This is a genomic window from Agarilytica rhodophyticola, assembly GCF_002157225.2.
Taxonomy (GTDB): domain Bacteria; phylum Pseudomonadota; class Gammaproteobacteria; order Pseudomonadales; family Cellvibrionaceae; genus Agarilytica; species Agarilytica rhodophyticola.
In genome coordinates, this window is sequence record NZ_CP020038.1 from 4815654 (window position 1) to 4831492 (window position 15839).

Annotated in this window: 15 protein-coding genes and 1 tRNA gene; 7 read left to right on the plus strand and 9 right to left on the minus strand. The window is 42.6% G+C overall.

What is annotated here, in order from left to right; translation table 11 throughout:
- Positions 1-91 precede the first annotated feature (91 nt).
- Positions 92-1333 (minus strand): hypothetical protein, encoded by a 1242-nt coding sequence (locus tag BVC89_RS19900; protein ID WP_086932879.1) that lies wholly within the window; start codon positions 1331-1333, stop codon positions 92-94.
- 552 nt (positions 1334-1885) lie between these two features.
- The gene (locus BVC89_RS19905; protein ID WP_086932880.1) at positions 1886-2782 is read right to left on the minus strand and encodes a LysR substrate-binding domain-containing protein; all 897 of its coding nucleotides are present in this window, start codon (positions 2780-2782) and stop codon (positions 1886-1888) included.
- 111 nt (positions 2783-2893) lie between these two features.
- On the opposite strand from BVC89_RS19905, the gene BVC89_RS19910 reads away from it, so the two are divergent.
- The 3 genes from BVC89_RS19910 (at position 2894) to BVC89_RS19920 (ending at position 4849) form a co-directional block, all read left to right on the plus strand.
- Positions 2894-3361, plus strand: coding sequence for a c-type cytochrome (locus tag BVC89_RS19910; RefSeq protein WP_086932881.1), 468 nt, complete (start codon positions 2894-2896; stop codon positions 3359-3361).
- The gene (locus BVC89_RS19915; RefSeq protein WP_086932882.1) at positions 3361-4035 is read left to right on the plus strand and encodes a cytochrome b/b6 domain-containing protein; all 675 of its coding nucleotides are present in this window, start codon (positions 3361-3363) and stop codon (positions 4033-4035) included. Before BVC89_RS19910 ends, BVC89_RS19915 begins: the two co-directional genes overlap by 1 nt.
- A gap of 79 nt (positions 4036-4114) precedes the next feature.
- The gene (locus BVC89_RS19920; protein ID WP_086932883.1) at positions 4115-4849 is read left to right on the plus strand and encodes a siderophore-interacting protein; all 735 of its coding nucleotides are present in this window, start codon (positions 4115-4117) and stop codon (positions 4847-4849) included.
- Positions 4850-5207: 358 nt separating this feature from the next.
- On the opposite strand, the gene BVC89_RS19925 is transcribed toward BVC89_RS19920, so the two are convergent.
- The 6 genes from BVC89_RS19925 to BVC89_RS19950 all read right to left on the minus strand — a co-directional run bounded on the left by BVC89_RS19925 (position 5208) and on the right by BVC89_RS19950 (position 11473).
- Positions 5208-5513: a hypothetical protein gene (locus BVC89_RS19925; protein ID WP_086932884.1), complete on the minus strand. Its 306-nt coding sequence runs from the start codon at positions 5511-5513 to the stop codon at positions 5208-5210.
- Entirely contained in the window at positions 5510-5998 is a 489-nt protein-coding gene (locus BVC89_RS19930) for a hypothetical protein (RefSeq protein ID WP_086932885.1), read from the minus strand. The genes BVC89_RS19925 and BVC89_RS19930 overlap by 4 nt, the downstream gene beginning before the upstream one ends.
- Positions 5999-6345: 347 nt before the next feature.
- A tRNA-Ala gene (locus tag BVC89_RS19935) sits at positions 6346-6421 on the minus strand.
- A 77-nt stretch (positions 6422-6498) separates the two neighbouring features.
- Entirely contained in the window at positions 6499-7551 is a 1053-nt protein-coding gene (locus BVC89_RS19940) for a phosphotransferase (RefSeq protein WP_086932886.1), read from the minus strand.
- 108 nt (positions 7552-7659) lie between these two features.
- Positions 7660-10554, minus strand: a complete 2895-nt coding sequence (locus BVC89_RS19945) for a hypothetical protein (protein ID WP_086932887.1) — start codon at positions 10552-10554, stop codon at positions 7660-7662.
- Between the two features lie 310 nt (positions 10555-10864).
- Positions 10865-11473: a TetR/AcrR family transcriptional regulator gene (locus tag BVC89_RS19950; protein WP_216825017.1), complete on the minus strand. Its 609-nt coding sequence runs from the start codon at positions 11471-11473 to the stop codon at positions 10865-10867.
- A gap of 75 nt (positions 11474-11548) precedes the next feature.
- Between BVC89_RS19950 and BVC89_RS19955 the strand changes: the two genes are divergently transcribed.
- The 3 genes from BVC89_RS19955 to BVC89_RS19965 are packed head-to-tail and all read left to right on the plus strand — an operon-like array spanning position 11549 to position 13000.
- Complete coding sequence (locus BVC89_RS19955; protein WP_086932888.1) at positions 11549-12082, plus strand: peroxiredoxin-like family protein; 534 nt, start codon at positions 11549-11551, stop codon at positions 12080-12082.
- 40 nt (positions 12083-12122) lie between these two features.
- Entirely contained in the window at positions 12123-12569 is a 447-nt protein-coding gene (locus tag BVC89_RS19960) for a YybH family protein (protein ID WP_158658044.1), read from the plus strand.
- 38 nt (positions 12570-12607) lie between these two features.
- The gene (locus BVC89_RS19965) at positions 12608-13000 is read left to right on the plus strand and encodes a hypothetical protein (RefSeq protein WP_086932890.1); all 393 of its coding nucleotides are present in this window, start codon (positions 12608-12610) and stop codon (positions 12998-13000) included.
- Between the two features lie 52 nt (positions 13001-13052).
- On the opposite strand, the gene gltX is transcribed toward BVC89_RS19965, so the two are convergent.
- Positions 13053-14561 (minus strand): glutamate--tRNA ligase, encoded by a 1509-nt coding sequence (gene gltX / locus BVC89_RS19970; protein WP_086932891.1) that lies wholly within the window; start codon positions 14559-14561, stop codon positions 13053-13055.
- 370 nt (positions 14562-14931) lie between these two features.
- On the opposite strand from gltX, the gene BVC89_RS19975 reads away from it, so the two are divergent.
- Positions 14932-15513: a nitroreductase family protein gene (locus tag BVC89_RS19975; protein ID WP_086932892.1), complete on the plus strand. Its 582-nt coding sequence runs from the start codon at positions 14932-14934 to the stop codon at positions 15511-15513.
- The last annotated feature ends 326 nt before the right edge of the window (positions 15514-15839 follow it).

The following is a 15839-nucleotide window of genomic DNA, read 5'->3' on the forward strand; positions in this document are numbered from 1 at the left end:
AGTCTAACAACACTTTTTTATTTTATAAGAGGCTCAACCATCACAGAGCCCCTTACTAATCATTTTCTATACGCTAAATTTTTTTGGAAAGTTAGGCAAAGTATTTTCTATCTACTACATCTAAAAATTCTTGTCGCCATTGATTATACAAATTATGCCTGGTAAATAAATCCGGTAGCATAGATTGGTATGAGCCTGTTACATAGAACAGATTCTGGTGTAAGGCAGCAGTATAAAAAACCTCATGGCAGGTATGCATGCCGCTGCCTACAAGGTAAGCGACGCAGGCCATAACGTATTGCTTATACTGCTCAATGTTAGCGTTATTGAGTATGTTGGGGTAAAACGAAGCAGCAGAAGCAAGAAGAGTGCTGGTAGTTCCAGAGGCTGATGCACTAAAGTTGAGGTTGTGGTTATTTAAATCTTGCGCGTAAGCCGCATTTAAATTTTGATTGATCTGGAACTGATTAATACCTCGTCGTCGCATCATCTTATCAGGACAAACGATCCCGTAACTGCCATGGCCATTATTTGCTACTCCCGCACGAGAGAGTGCGCGTATTCCTTCAGCCGGTCTTGTTGTTCCCACGAGCCCCGGTAAGTCCACAGGTGTAGCGTTAGGATTAGCATTAGTACGGCCTCTTCCGTTGGCGCCGTTATTATTATCGAACCATGCTTCTCTAAGCCCAAGTCTCGTCGCTTCAGCCCTCGTGGTATTGGCGATATGAGACCCAGGTACCCTACTTTCCATTGTCACATACACTTCAAAAAATACATCAAACAGGTTCATTTTTCTCGGTAGATCGTCTCCTGCCAGAATTCCGAGCCATCGTGCAAATTTGCCCAGTGGGCCGGCGGCAGGAGCATTCATACCGGGCCCAAAATGGCGACCAAAACTTGTAGGACTATGCAAATGCCTTCCGGCTTGACTCGCTACAGTTTGTACATTAGCGCCGACCTGGGTTGTCGCTCCCCAAGAGCGCTGTGTTAACAATGGTTGATTTGGGTTCGGCGTCGGCAAAGTAAATATAAACTGTCGGATTCCCGGTCTCACGTTTTCAACGGCAGGACGAGTGAACGCAGGGTTGTCGATCATTATCATTCCAAGAGCAGAATCACAATATTTTCGACGTAACTTGTATTCTTGAATGGTGTATGGACGGATGTAAGGCGCAGCCGCCGCAATTTGCCCACGGTCTGCTAATGTTCCATAGATTAATTCACCTGTGGACCGTTTGATTCCTATGGCACGATGGAAAAAAGGAATCGTTGGAACATTCTGAACAACGCTGTAATAGTTTGGAGAATTTTGATCAAATAATTTGTAATCCATGGGGAATCCCTTAAAAATATTTATATCTATAGTTCTAAATTTCAATTAATAGTCAGATGTAACACCCTGCTATATGCTCAAAGTGAAGACTGCATCAGATGTTGTGATGATAGTTACGCGGGCACCTCGAAAAAGTTGTAGCGTTTATGAAATTTCTCAAATCTTTATTTAACACGTTAAATTGATGACTAATTAATGTGAACCGACCTACATAAAAAATGATGAAAAGGACGCAAAGTCTATTTTTGAATGATGTTTTTTTAAACTTTTACAAAAGACTTAATTCAGTGCGATGCAGCTGTTTTACGTGTGTTGTTAGAAAAAACGATGATGTAGAAAAAGTTTTAGAGGTAAAGCGTTTATAAATCATTAATAACTTACTAAAGCTCGATATTTTAAATCAGATTTTTTCATTTTTTAAAATAGCTTTATTCATACTAGGCTGCTCGTTTTTGTTAACAAGCCGTTTGTATTAACAATACTTAACATTATGATAGGTATAGGAATACCGAGTTCATAAATGATGTCGGTATTAAATTATAGAGCCTACCTTCAGTATATAATCCCAGCAAGTTTGTTGTGATCTGCTTTTATTTCAGATTCAATAAAGTCAAAAAACGAACGTACTCTTCCTGAATTAATTAAATCACGATGGCTTATCATCCATAAACCAACGTTAGCCGATTCGAGTTCCATATCAATGCGTTGAAGTTTGTCAGACGCTTCGCCAACAAAGCAAGGAAGGTAAGCCAAGCCCATGCAACGTTCTGCTAAAAGAGCTAGCGCTTCAAAAGAATCCGCTCTCAACACAACATTATAAGGATTAAGTATATCTTCCACTTGCCGGGCGACTTTGCCACCACTCATTTCCGAGGAAAGTCCCAGCCAATGAGCCGCTTCAATTGGCTTAGGCCCGTGCAAACTGTTGATGTAAGTGGGCGATCCGTACACACCGAAGGCAAGGTCACATAGCCGCTTGCCAAATAAATTTTCAGGGATGGCGATACCTGGCCTAATAGCAACATCCGCATCTAGCACACTCAGATCTAATAAGCGGGCGGTGATACTTAGTTCCAATTTGATTTTGGGATAAGCCTGATGAAATCTGCTCAAGTGGCGTTCTAGAATTAAGCGCAAGAGAGTGTCGGTAGTGGTTAGCTTCAGTGTTCCCTCTAATTTCATCTCTTGGCCAAATACCTTTCGCTCCAATGTTTTGACGGTAGTTTCTATCATAAGGGCGGCATCTAACAACTCCTTACCTTCGGGCGTTAGCTTGTACCCCGTCGGCAACTTATGAAATACCCGCAACTTATGACGATGCTCAAAGCCATTAAGCCGCCTGAGCACCGTACTGTGATTTACCCCCAAAGCTCGCGCGGCAGCGGCAACAGACCCGGCATTGGCCACGGTGAGTACATATTGTAAGTCATCCCATCTTATGCTGTGCATTTTTGCATACCAACTATGCTTATTTGGTGAATTTACTGCGTAAATAATATAGGCATACTAGTTGAGTAGGCGAGACTTATTCAAATTAATTTTCTATATAAGGTGACGAAATTGAACAAAGCGTTAGTAAAAGTTTTTAGCATATTGCTATTGAGCATAAGTCAGTTGGCAGTATCAGCAGAGCAATTTGAAGCACAAATCCAAGCACGCCAAGCTTTTATGCAAGTGCTTAAATTCAATATCGGCATTCTTGGCGACATGGCTAAAGGCAATCGCGATTATGATGCTAAATTAGCCGAAAGTTCTGCGAAGAATATTCACGCAGCATCATTAATGGATAACAGTGCCATGTGGCCTCAAGGCTCCGATAACGCTGCAAAGTTAGCGGTTAAAACAGATGCATTACCACAAGTCTGGTCAAACTACCCAGGTGTTGTAGAAAAGCATACCGCGTGGATTGAAGCATCTGCTTCGCTTTCTGCAAATGCAGGCAAAGGCCTGGATAAGCTTCGTCAACACATCGGTGCGGTAGGTAAATCCTGCCAAGGTTGCCACAAAAGTTTTAGAGCAGATAAATAATGAAACCCGGTAATAGCCCCTCAACCAAGGTATGGGACTTGCCAACGCGATTGTGGCACTGGTCATTAGCAAGTTTATTCGTATTTCTTATAGTTAGCGCTGAACTAGGCGGCCAGCTCATGCGTTATCATATTTTGAGCGGCTGTTTACTCTCCGGGTTGATAATATTTCGTGTGATATGGGGTTTTGGGGGCGGCCACCACGCCAGATTTAGCTATTTTGTGCGAACACCTAAAGTCGTGCTTAAATATCTACAAGGTGTAATCCAGGGAAAGCCCTCCGCTTATTTAGGCCATAACCCGGCTGGGGCAATCATGGTACTGGTACTGATACTCACACTTAGTGTGCAAACAATCAGCGGCTTAGTAACCACTGATGACATACTATGGAGTGGTCCACTTTATCGCTGGGCAAACGACAACATCGCTGAGCTAGGCGGAGCAATACATAATACCATGGGAATCGCACTTAAAGCGCTAGTAGCACTTCACATCCTCGCCGTGTTGGTACATCAATATTACCTTAAAGAGCCCATTGTCGGCGCAATGCTACACGGCTATAAACCACTATCTAATACCAATAAGCCTGAAGCCGATAAACACTACTTAACCCTTGGCTTCGCACTATCGTTGTCAGGCTTGTGGGTCGCATGGCTCTGGTCAATGCCCTTATAAACCCCACCCTTATAAACCTTAACACGTGTAAGAATTGGCTTTTAATAATACTCAGGAAAACATATTTTTTGGAATCATAATGAAAATTTTTGTCAAACAAAAAACCTATATTACCCCCCATTTATTAAGAATAACTTTCAAAGGAAATGCCTTAGCGGAATTTCCAGCCGATGCACAAGGCGGCTACATTAAATTATTGTTCGAATCAGACCATCGCGCCAAACCAGAAATGAGAACCTACACCATTCGTCACATAGACCACCAACAACAGACCATAGAAGTAGATTTTGTCGCACATGGTGATCAAGGCCTAGCATCCCGTTGGGCACAGACATGTACCATTGGTAGCGCGTTGGAAATTCGCGGACCAGGGCCACGAAAATTAGCCAACCCACAAGCGGATTGGTACTTTTTTATCGGAGACCTATCCTCATTACCCGCCATCAATGTAAACCTGGAACACCTCCAGGAAAACGCCGTCGGATACGTGATGATAGTCGTGGATAACGACTCAGACATTCACCCTGTAAATACCCCCAAAGGGGTAGTAGTCGAATGGATTAAAACAAGTAATAACGCAGAAAATCGCGCAAAAACTGTGATGGACACGGTTGCGAAAAAAAACTGGTTAAATGGCGACTGCGCCGTATGGCTGGCCGGCGAATTTACAATGGTCAAACACCTCAAAACCTACTTTCGTGACCATAGAAAAATAGAAAAACAAAACGCCTACTATTCCAGTTATTGGAAACAAGGACTTACAGAGCCGGATCATAAAAAGGAAAAACAAACGGTTATGTTATCTGATGCTTAAGTTTTTTATGGCCGTGCAGCTGTAAAGAACCGAACTTTCGTAAAAAGATACCGCCATTGCCTTAACGTTAAACAAATCAACGGTTTCCCGTTATGCCAAGCAAGCACAGCATGAAGGATTGCTTTAACCGGTTCTTCACCGGTTGCCAAGTTACATTTTTATGGCTGAGGGTGTCTCACCTAAATATACCCTGTCTGTATTCTACCAAATCCGGTAATCTTACCCCTTTTACTTGTGGCTCTAGATCAAACTAATCACACCCCAGTTAAGAGTGTTGAAAACGATGAAATTAATTTAGGTCTTTGTAATTGTATGACATTATTTAAGCCTACATGCGAGAGCCTATGATTTGTGAGATTCACAGGTTATCGATCATCTCATCCCATATTGGCTCAAACCCAGCATCACACACAAATGATCCCGCTTCATAGTGCAAGTCAGGGATCACAGCACTGCCAATTTCTACAGGGAATTGTTTACCTGATTTTTCGTCAGCAAGCCGCTGATCTAATAGCACAGGAATAAAGTCGCAAAATGTTTTAGCGTCTTGCTCTGTACTTATCCCCTTGTCCATTATCGTAATGATATCGCCATAACCGAGCGACTCAGCGTAATACCGGAGAAAGTCATTAATATAGTCGTAATGATAGGGCTTAAAGCTCATAGCACTTTCCCTCCTGAAGTAATTTTCTGCATTCTATCAGCAACCCACAGTAATTTTTGCCGGAGTTGCGAAACATGCATTCTTTCCGTTACGGTTAAAAAGTAGTGGCCTTTTGCTTTGGAGCTTGAAGAGCGGTCTTGCTCAAATTTTAGTCCAGGCGGCAAGTCAGCGCCCGACAGTACCCAATACACATCCGGCGTTCGCTCAACACCACGAGAGAACATTTTGTAAACGCTGCTTAGATGCTTCCAAGTACCGGAAAAAGACAAGCCTTTTTGTTCATGAGGTAAAACCCAAACGCCGTCAACATCAAATAAGTAGTCACGGTAACGGACACCGTGCGTATTGGCATTGTGGGTATCATCCTCGCGGTAAAGTGTTGGATGCTCACCATCGCGAATAGGTCTTGCCCTAAACCCGTCAAATTGTTTTATATAGTCCCGTAATTCAACCAGACTTTTAAACTGATTTATCTCTGACTCCATTTTCTTTCCTTGTTACCAAAATGATGAAAGGTGCAAATTCGTTGTGACAGTTGAATACCTACCAACACCAACTGCGGTTCTGCGTAGATACTAACCCAAATCATATTAAGCCCCTAAACAAATCAGTGATATTGGCGTCACTGTCCACCTCTGGCGTTAGAGTCCTCTAACTCGTTAAGGATTCATGTTTTTACAAAGCAGGAGAAATATTGAGCAGGGAGAAAAGCAACAGCCGGACTTACCGTTACATTTGGACTTATTGTGGACTTATATTGCGGGCACAAAAAAGCCCGCGCCTTTTGATAAAGTTATGCGGGCTTCTAAATCGTTGATTTACAAAGAAATTTTGGTGGAGCCTAGCGGGATCGAACCGCTGACCTCAACACTGCCAGTGTTGCGCTCTCCCAGCTGAGCTAAGGCCCCAAATATTGAAGGAGGCGCATTGTATCAGGCCTTGGTGTAGTGTCAACTATTCTTGTGGGGATTGTTATTATAAGCCTCTAATTGGGGGATTTTTTGTCCAATTGCTCGATTACCCTCTGAGTTAAGTTTTCACTGTAGTCGTGTATTTTCCAGTGGCCGGGGCTCCAGCCTTTGAGGAATCTTACAAAGTCTGCCCAGGCGAAGGCGTAGAGTGTTCGCCATTCTTGTTCTAGGGCGTCGGTGTCAATTTCATATTCCTGTGCGGCTAGGGCGGTTTTTAGGCTGGTGAAGTAGTAATCCAGTAACTGCGCTTCATATTGCTTGCATTGGTCGCTATTGAGGCAGCTGCTTAAGAACAGCATCACATCTTTTATGCCGCAGCCGCCGCCCACGTATTGGAAGTCCACTGCTGCCACTTGGTCTGCATTTTCGGTGAAGCAAAAGTTGGCAATTTTTGCGTCGCCGTGGACGATGGTCTGGTAGTGGCAGGTGTTGAGGGTGGTGTCGATCTTGTTGGCAGCTTGTTTTAGCTGCTCATCATTGAGGGCTGCGAGTTCGTCTAGGCGTGTGGCGAGATGCCAGTAGGTGCCCACTGGCCAGAGTGTGTCGTTACTATTCTTATCCGCCTGCTGCCCCATAAATTTCGCGTGGAAGTTGGCAAGCCAACGTAGGCAGAGGTGAATTTGTGGTAGTGAGGCTTGTGCGATTCTGCGGGAGTATCCGGCGGCATCTAGGTCTTCTAGTATGAATAAAAATTCACTGTTGTTGCTTTGAATGAAAAAAGACTTTGGTACACGGCAATTAAGCTGTTGATTAACTTCTTCATGAAGGCTCTCGGAGGGAACCCAGTAACGGTACCAATTTCCTTCAACTTGGTAGGAGTGCATTTTCCTTTTATGGGAAATATCGCTATTCCAGCCGCGTGGATGATCGACATTGTCAGGTACTTTAATATGTTTAACAATGAAAGTATCCGTCTCGCAGCCAGAGACTATGCAGCGAAGAATTTCGCCGTAGCCGCTCCAAAGAGACTGTAAGGTTTCTATGCGAACAAGGGAGTGTACACCTAGTTTGCGTGATAAAATATTTTCAATAATAAGGTTTAGACCGGGTAAACTTTTTTCACTCATAGCTCACATTATACTACGAAGTGATCGTCATCTTTACACGATCATCTAAATCTTCTAGCTATGGCTTTATAGTTCGCCACAAGTTAGAGGGAAATCAGTTATAAGAAATTAAAATACTGCGGCAATATTATATTTTCCAGTATGCACCTCACTACAAACATAACCATCGCCCTTACTTGTCGCAGTGAGTTCAACATTGTTCAATTGAATTGCGCGAATGGCGTTTTGGTATAGGCACAGGTTAGTATTGTCTTCAATAACTTCTATAACACCCGTATTTTGGTTCATGCTAACCGATATATTTTTAGATGAAGTAAATCCATAGCTAGAATTTTGCAATGACTCATTAAGTAATTGATCACCAATTTCTACAAAATAACTGATAATCTCATTATGCTCTTTTCTTACCGAAGCAACGAGGGCCTTATATGTAAGGGTTTCATCTTGAATATGAAACTTGCTCTCACCATCTGAAATCAAGATGTTGTCGATTATGCCAGCGCCATGATTCACTTTTATACCCTTCCCTAAAGCGGTATCTAATCGCGTTACTGTTGGTGCAGGCTTATTAGCATTTTCTGGAACAACTGCAATTAATGATCGAACCCATCCATTTTCATCGGCTTTGTATGCACTTTTAAGAGCGGCTGTTTTAACAATTTTTCCGGTACCACCTTTAAAGCTCGTTTCTATCTCAACTGTTTGCGGTGAAGTGCCATAATAAATATTCGCCACCAGTGAAGAGTCGGCGGGTGCTTTGTCTCCATGCTTATCTTGTTGCAAAAGAGCATCAATAGTTGCCACGTAGTGTTCTTTATTCTTAGCGGCCACGACACTTTTTTGTTGGCTATTGGGCTGCAGTAAAATATTCACTGTGTCATTTTTTTTATCAGGCGAAATCTCATCTACGATGACAAAATATCCACCTGTTTTGTCTTCATGTGGATGAGCAAGCAGTAAGCTTCTAAAATGCTTGCCATTACCTAAAGCATCTCCCGCACTCGTGCGGCCGTATTCAATATGGCCGCCCGTGAGTCCGTGGGTAAGTCCTTCACCAAAACGTTTTTTGTGTACTTCGTTATCGCCAATTAATACAACATTTTGTAGTGAAGAATGGGCCCAAGACTTAAAGTCGGGAGTGTTGCCTGGATAACCGCTAGTAATTTCTCCATTTCTTTTGTGGTTCTTGTACTCCACTCCAGAATTAACTAATAGATGTTCACCAAAACCGACCAGACTTATACTGTTAGTGTTGTCATGGTCATGGCCTCCTTTTTCGGCATAGGACAACAGCACCCCTTGTAAACCGTTGATAGAATTATCTTTCAGCCACAGGCATGCGCCCGATCTAGGATAAAGTTTTGACTTCGGTATTTCTTTGTTGCCCGTATATTCATCATCTAATATGAAACGCACATAGTTGTCTGCACCAAATGATGAAGGCCAGCCGCTAGTATGCCATGCCATCATATCTGTCAGACTTTGGCTACCATATTGGTGGATTTTATTAAAAAATGTATTTTGGTCTTCGGTGCGGCCAGTATAAAGAAGCGTATCACCAAACAACGTGGGTGAACTAAAGGGGGTTCTTGCACAGGTAGCACTCCATTCAATAGATTTATACATAATCCCAGAACGATAGTGATTGTCGATACCCGTCGCACTTAGTACATCGATAGTATGACTTTTTGCCATGCGGTTACCGAGCATACGCGCAAAGTAATAACCTGATGATTGCGACCAACTGCCATCATCAAATATAAAATCTCCAAACACGTGGTTCCTATAGCCACGAATATTCGAAGTGAAATTTTCGATAGTAGAAACCTCAACATTTTTTCTGTCTCTAACAGAAAGAGTAAAAGTATCTTTGCCACCATAATAAAATTTTTCAAATAGCTGCGTATCACCTTTATATAAAGCCCACAGCACGATAATGCCACTTGTGGATATCCTTTGATAATCAGCAATATCTTGCTTCTGGGCATTTCTCGCTCGGCGCATATATCGATAGCGTTCAACTACTTGCTCTACAGTACGTTCTAACTCTTGGCGTCTTGAGCGACTAAAATCGTTATACATTAAATCGAGCGCAAGTATCGTATTAAAGAGTGCTGTTGCAGAATCAACCTCTGCTGCATGCCCTGTAAAGCCTATTTCTTTAAGCGCGTGAGAGTCCCAAAACTCAATAAGCTCACCAACTTTATTAACATACTTCGATCGATTTGAGGGCTTATCCTCCATCATATAAGCAATCATGTTATAGCTGTATAAGCTGGCAAAATCTCTAAAACGATTGAAGTTTGATGCGATGTCGTCGGGAGGGAGATTATCCCATCGCTTCACGGCTGCATTCGCCATGAACTTCCAAGGATTTTTGTCTATTTTTGCGCGCATGTTTTGATAGAACGCTTCACCCCCTCGGTGAATTAAAAAAGGATGCTGATTAGCTGTATAAGGCTTGATATCCAGCGTCATAGTGGCACTATGTGTTACCTTGCCATTGACCAAGGTATTCAGCTCTACTGTGTGCTCCCCTTCACGAAGCTTACCGAGGGAATTGTTATCTGATCGACGCCAATTGTAGGGTGGTGAGTTTTTAGTAATAAAAGCGTTTCCATCGATTTTCAACTCTACCGAAACATTACCGAGGGGATAATTAGTAGGTGTATCAATTAATTTTGCTTCCACTAGCCAATTGCTAATCGTTGTTGTGTTTCTATTCTGCGCTACATTTTCTAGCACAGCCTTGGGCTGAGGCACATCAGTAGTGGTTGGTTCAGGTGTTGATGTTGGAGAGGCTATAGGCGTTGGCGAAACATTGGGTGTTGAAGGCGTCGGAGGCGTTGTTGGTGTTGGCGGCGCACTATTATCAACCGAGGAATTGCCACCGTCGGGATTATTTGATGCAGAATCGAAGATACTGCCTTCTTCCTTATCTGTTCCGCAAGAAAATAAAATCGATAAAATGCATAGTAATACAACGGGGCGATAAGTTTTCATATACTTTCTATAATCCACAAGTTGATAGAAACTTTTTCGCAATTAAAAGCTATTCACTCTTTGTCTAAGTAGATATTCTTTTTACTGTAAAAAAGCCACTTAGGGAAAATACAGAAATAAAGCATGTGGATAAAGATGACGATAATAGAAATGAGAAGAGCACATCAATTTGTGTAGCTTTTTGATTTTGTAGTTTTTTTTGGCTATGCAGCTTTTATTTTTTGGTTATACAGATAAGGCGCAGAGTCGCTAACAAAGCGCCCCGTTCTTCGAGAAGTATTCTTGGTTTATCGTCTAAGTAAATAGTGAATTAGGGAGTAATAATCATCTTTACCCGATCGTCCAAATCTTCTAACAAGGCCTCTATAGTGCGCCCCGCTCGGCCCCTAAACATATAGCCTTGGCGCATATCGTACATAAGTCTTGCGCGGGCTTTGGAAGGGAAGTCTTCAGGTAACACGCCTCTTTCTTTTTCCTTGTCGAAGCGCGCGGCTAGGCGAACATCGGTATCGTCGATAGCTTTTTCCATACGTCCCGCAACACCTTCTACTTCATCCACATTAGCAATAACACAGGAAGCAAGAAAGCACCCCTTAGCACTGGTACCGGGAGTTGTCGCGTATGTAATCACTGCCTCGAAAAAACCTCTCACCGCTTTTTCCAAGTCCGGCTCTGTTTCAAAAGCTACCACCGGCGCGCAGGCGTCGACATCGGCATAGAGATCGATGGTTTTTAAGTAGAGTTCGCGCTTATCCCCAAAGGCGGAATACATGCTAGGACCGCTGATCTTCATCGCCCGAGTCAGATCTTTAAGAGATGCGCCGTCGTAGCCCTTAGCCCAGAACACACTCATAGCTGCCAAAAGTGCCTCGTTTTCATCGAAGGTGCGAGGACGACCTATTTTTTTTGTATCGTTCAAAATAAAAGTCCTTGACATGGGATTCATTTGACATAATTATATATTGATCGATATATAACTACAAGGCAATAGCTTATGAGCACTTTAACATTACAACCCGGTGATGTTTTTCCCACCCTTTCTTTACCAAAACTAGGTGGCGGTACCATTACTCTAGGTCGACCAGAGCCACAATACGATTGGCAGATGGTGGTAGTTTATCGCGGTAAACACTGCCCTATTTGTACAAAATACCTCGATGAACTTAATCAAGTTTTACCAGAGTTACACCAACTTAATATTGATGTTGTGGCGGTGTCAGCCGATTCGCAAGAGCGAGCCAACAGCCAGATAGCGGGAGTGAATCCAGATTTTCCTGTGGGCTATGATCTTAGTATTGATCAAATGAAACAGCTCGGACTCTTTGTTTCTGGCCCCAACTTAGGCATGGGCGCCGAACGCCCCTTTGCAGAGCCAGGCTTATTTGTCATTAACGATGAAGGTAATCTGCAAATGATTGATATTTCAAATGTACCTTTTGCGCGCCCAAGTTTAAGTTCAATGCTAATGGGTTTGCGCTTTATTCGCAGCTTAAAAGAAAAATTCCCTGTTAACGGCTCTTATGTTTAACCCTACTCTTAGTTTTCAATCTCTTCTAAAGGAAATATTTATGCGCTTTCTTACAATTTTTTGTGTATTTATTTTTATTACAGCTCCGGTATTTGCCGACAGCAAGCATGACCACTTAACGAAAGAACTGCACAGCTTTAACGACAAGTTTAATCAATTTGTTGCCGATCGTGATATGGATAGTTTTCTCTCACTTTATTCTAAAGAAGTGTTATGGATTGCACCTGCAAAACCACCAGTAAAAGGGCATGGTGAACCACGAGCGACACTGCAGTTTGTAAAAGACCAAGACGGTCAAATCACTCACACTATTGACAAATTAATGATTGCTGATGATGGCACACAGGCAGTGATGATAGGTAGCGTTATTGCAAAAGCAAAAAAAATAGGTATGGATGCTACTGGCACTTATCTTTTTGTACTTAAACGAGAAAGTAAAGAGTGGAAAATTGTTACCGATATGTGGCACCAGCACGCAGAAAAATAATTTTGCGAATCTTATAAATACAATTCAGGAAAACGACTATGTCCCCGGATTCACCTCAGGCAACTGAGTTAAAAAAAGAACTCGACAAACTTATTGCTTCAGCAGCAAGTGAAGATTTTAGTATTCTCGACAATATCTATCACGATAATATGCAGATATATTTACTGGATGCTAATAACACCTTACATCGAATGGATAAGCTTGGCTTTAAGCAACATGTTATTGAGTCGACAAAGACTGCGCAAGCACCACAAATTTGGTCGAAATACCATCTTGTTGAGGCAGATAAACATAATGGCCATATTATTATCAGCCGTAAAGTCAATCTTACTGGCGAACAGCAACTTGTCACCCTCAGTATTGATTTCATATTTGAAGATGACCGTTGGCAGATAACACGTGAAGTAATCTTTGTTAGTGATGACAAATAACCAGTAAGATACAATAAAAAGGAGGCTATAGCCTCCTTGATAAATCAATAAGTTATTCTACGGCCTCACCTTCCGGGCTCTTGCCTAATTGCGCAAATTCCTTTTCATAACGTTTCAACACTTTTTTCCCTGCGCCACCAAGAACCTCAATGGCTTCGCGTAAGCGTGCACGACTCATATCTGAGCCGAGTAGTTCCATCGCATCCATAACAGAAAACGATGCTGTGGTGCCTGAAATTGCCACAAATAGAGGTGCGAGAAAATCTTTGATTTTTAGTGACATCTCGTCGGCCAGGCTCTTCAAGGTATTAAATAGCTGATCGCGATTCCACTCTTGCAACGCTTCAAGTTTCCATAAGGCAAATTGCAATGCTTTCTTTTGATCTTCAAGACTCAATTTATTAGCAGTAAAGTCCGCTTCTGTAAGTTCCAGTTTACCGGCAGCTAAAAAGGCCACCATGGGCAAAAAATCTGAAAAGGTTTCGATGCGTTGCTTAACATGTGGGATAACCTTCATCATATTATCCTGGTTAAGTGCCCACTTAACCATGCGCTCGGCGAGGGCTTCATCATCCAAGTCTTCACGAATCCAAAGGCTATTTAGCCAGCGAAGTTTTTCCACATCGAAAATGGGACCGCCTAAAGAAACACGTTTGATGTCAAAATTATCAAGCATTTCTTGCAGTGAGAACTTTTCACTTTCGTCGGGCATGGACCACCCCATGCGCCCCAAGTAATTGGTTAAGGCTTCAGCCATGTAACCCATGCGCTGGTAATAAAGGATACTGGTAGGATTTTTACGCTTGCTCAGCTTGGTTTTATCGGTGTTACGCAATAGCGGCAAATGACAAAGTACAGGCGCTTGCCAACCAAAATATTGGTAAAGCAAGATATGTTTTGGCGCTGAGTTAATCCACTCTTCCCCACGTATCACATGAGTAATTTCCATCAAATGGTCGTCGACAACGTTAGCTAAATGGTAGGTGGGCATGCCGTCGGACTTCATAAGAATCTGCGCGTCGACCATACTCCAATCTAATTCAATTTTTCCACGCAACAAATCCTCCACTTCACAGATACCATCGGTGGGAACATTCATTCTTACTACATAAGGAGTGTTGGCTGCTTCGCGCTCGGCCACTATCTTATCGTCAAGTTTTAAATCCTCAGGTTTTATCGCAGTATTAATGCCGGAGGCTTTACGCTCTGCTCGCAAAGCGTCCAGCTCTTCGGGTGTGCGGTAGCATTTAAATGCATGACCGGCCTCAAGCAACTGGTCTACATACTTCTTATATATATCTTTGCGTTCACTTTGACGATAAGGCCCCAAATTTCCCCCGACATCAGGTCCTTCGTCCCAGTCTAGTCCCAACCAACGTAAGGAGTCGAAAATGGCTTGCTCGGACTCAGGTGTGGAGCGGCTCTGATCAGTATCTTCTATACGCAGTACGAACTTACCGCCATGTTGCTTGGCATAACATAGATTAAATAATGCAATATATGCTGTACCAACGTGGGGGTCGCCGGTTGGCGAGGGTGCAATGCGAGTTCTTACGGTCATGAACAAAGCCTCTCGGGAAATAGTGTATTCACAAAAAAGGCGCGCATTATACGCCCCTTTAGAGCAAATTAACTATAGATGGCTATCAAGAAAAGCGTGGGATTTTGCTGTTTGTTTAGGCGCTTGACCTCACTCGAAGCTTCCGCCCCCAGCTCACGCCCCTTACCTACAATCCATTTAGGCATAGTGGGGTTATGAGCAAGGTGAGCAACGACACCAGACAGCAAAATAACCGCTTTTATTATGCCGATTTATATTTAATTTACTCTACTATCTAACGATGTATTTATTTACTGCCGTTAGCTTGAAATACTTAAATATGCACCAAAGTCTAATGACTCTAAATTGACAAATATACAAGCCCAGCTCTATGACTGACACACTCATCGATACCCTTCTTACCCGCAGATCTGTGGTTGCCCGAGATTTATGCGACCCGGGTCCAAATGAAAGCGAAGTGAAACAAATTCTTGCTGCCGGCCATCGTGTGCCGGATCATGGCAAAATTGGCCCCTGGCGTTTTATTATTTTTCAAAACGAGGCTCGGGCAACGTTCGGCCAACATTTGGCTGATATTTTTGCAAAGGAAAACCCTACTTGTGGTCCCAAGGTCGTGGAGTTTGAAAAAGAACGCTTCACTCGCGCTCCTCTAGTGATAGCTGTTATTAGCTCCCCCATCGAACATAAAGTACCTCAATGGGAGCAAGAATTAAGCAGCGGCGCCGTTTGCCAAAATATGTTGTTAGCTGCAAAGGCTTTAGGTTATGGCGCTCAGTGGTTAACAGAATGGTACGCCTTTAACAAAGAAGTGGATGCGCTACTCTCTCTTAAAGAAAACGAGAAAGTCGCCGGTTTCATATATATAGGTAATTACCGACAAGCTCCCCAAGAACGCAATCGTCCCGACTTAAATGAACGGGTAAGCTATTGGAATGATAGTGAAAGCTTGTAGCCATACACATGCACGGCTAGCATAAAAAGGGAAACTATTTCACTTATAGTTTCCACAAAAATCGTTGACACCTTTATCTACATTCTGGGTTAGTATATTTTTTATAAAAAAGAGTTAGCATCTACTAACCCCTCTCAGAAGGTAGAGACTGCCAATCTCCTCGACGTATTCTCACTGTAAAAAAACCTTAACAAATCTGTCGTTTATATTTCATAAATCTGATGAAAACTATGCCGCATTAAAGCACTTGGCGTGGGAAAAGATAGCTTGTGAAAAGACTATCTAAATGTCGATAACAACATAACAGCGCCGGCATTTAAGTTTTT

Excerpts from the sequence above, each read along its gene's own strand:
- BVC89_RS19945 (WP_086932887.1), bottom strand. The coding sequence starts at position 10,554 with ATGAAAACTTATCGCCCCGTTGTATTACTATGCATTTTATCGATTTTA.
- BVC89_RS19905 (WP_086932880.1), bottom strand. The coding sequence starts at position 2,782 with ATGCACAGCATAAGATGGGATGACTTACAATATGTACTCACCGTGGCC.
- BVC89_RS19915 (WP_086932882.1), top strand. The coding sequence starts at position 3,361 with ATGAAACCCGGTAATAGCCCCTCAACCAAGGTATGGGACTTGCCAACG.
- BVC89_RS19900 (WP_086932879.1), bottom strand. The coding sequence starts at position 1,333 with ATGGATTACAAATTATTTGATCAAAATTCTCCAAACTATTACAGCGTT.
- BVC89_RS19975 (WP_086932892.1), top strand. The coding sequence starts at position 14,932 with ATGACTGACACACTCATCGATACCCTTCTTACCCGCAGATCTGTGGTT.
- gltX (WP_086932891.1), bottom strand. The coding sequence starts at position 14,561 with ATGACCGTAAGAACTCGCATTGCACCCTCGCCAACCGGCGACCCCCAC.
- BVC89_RS19940 (WP_086932886.1), bottom strand. The coding sequence starts at position 7,551 with ATGAGTGAAAAAAGTTTACCCGGTCTAAACCTTATTATTGAAAATATT.
- BVC89_RS19920 (WP_086932883.1), top strand. The coding sequence starts at position 4,115 with ATGAAAATTTTTGTCAAACAAAAAACCTATATTACCCCCCATTTATTA.
- BVC89_RS19965 (WP_086932890.1), top strand. The coding sequence starts at position 12,608 with ATGTCCCCGGATTCACCTCAGGCAACTGAGTTAAAAAAAGAACTCGAC.
- BVC89_RS19955 (WP_086932888.1), top strand. The coding sequence starts at position 11,549 with ATGAGCACTTTAACATTACAACCCGGTGATGTTTTTCCCACCCTTTCT.
- BVC89_RS19960 (WP_158658044.1), top strand. The coding sequence starts at position 12,123 with ATGCGCTTTCTTACAATTTTTTGTGTATTTATTTTTATTACAGCTCCG.
- BVC89_RS19930 (WP_086932885.1), bottom strand. The coding sequence starts at position 5,998 with ATGGAGTCAGAGATAAATCAGTTTAAAAGTCTGGTTGAATTACGGGAC.
- BVC89_RS19925 (WP_086932884.1), bottom strand. The coding sequence starts at position 5,513 with ATGAGCTTTAAGCCCTATCATTACGACTATATTAATGACTTTCTCCGG.